Origin of the sequence: Streptomyces mutabilis (assembly GCF_014649815.1) — a bacterium.
Classification (GTDB): domain Bacteria; phylum Actinomycetota; class Actinomycetes; order Streptomycetales; family Streptomycetaceae; genus Streptomyces; species Streptomyces mutabilis.
In genome coordinates this window covers 1-771 of sequence record NZ_BMTT01000131.1, presented here as the reverse complement: position 1 = coordinate 771, position 771 = coordinate 1, and the positions used below count along the sequence as shown (strand labels likewise).

The following is a 771-nucleotide window of genomic DNA, read 5'->3' as shown; positions in this document are numbered from 1 at the left end:
GGGAACACCGTCCGCAGACTCTCGTGCCGGGCCACCACGTCACCGAGAGCGGCCCGCAGCGCCTCACGGTCCAATGTGCCGGTCAGTCTCAAAGTCAGTGGGATGTTGTAGGTGGCGCTCGGCCCCTCCATCTTGTGCAGGAACCACAGCCGCCGCTGGGCGAACGACAGGGGTACCGCGTCGAGGATTTGCTGCTTGGTCAGGGCGAGCCGTGCGGGCCCGGCGGTGTCGAGGCGGGCCGCGACCGCACCCGCGGTCCGTGCCTCGAAGAGCGTGCGCAGGCCGATCTCGACGCTGAAGGTGGCCCGGATGCGGGCGACCAGCCGCGTGGCCAGCAACGAATGGCCGCCGAGTTCGAAGAAGTCGTCGTCCACACCGACCCGGGGCAGCCCCAGCACCTGCGCGAACAGATCGCAGACGATCTGCTCCTGCGGGGTGCGCGCCTCCCGTCCGGATCCGGCCTGCGCGAAGTCCGGCGCTGGCAGGGCGGCCCGGTCCAGCTTGCCGTTGGCCGTCAGCGGCAGGCCGTTCAGGAGTGCGACGGCCGAGGGCACCATGTGTTCGGGCAGCCGCTCGCGCACGAACTCCTTCGCCTCCTCGGGCCGCAGGGTCTCCCGCGCCACGACATAGGCCACCAGCCGGATCCTGCCGGGCTGGTCCTCGCGGGCGACTACGGCGGCCTGGGTGATGTGGGGGTGCTCGGTCAGGACGTTCTCGATCTCGCCGGGTTCGATGCGGAAGCCGCGGACCTTGACCTGGTGGTCGGCGCGG

Annotated in this window: 1 protein-coding gene; it reads right to left on the bottom strand. The window is 70.9% G+C overall.

What is annotated here, in order from left to right:
• On the bottom strand, positions 1 to 771 hold a 771-nt coding region (locus tag IE142_RS35010; RefSeq protein WP_229831227.1), incomplete at both ends, for a phosphopantetheine-binding protein.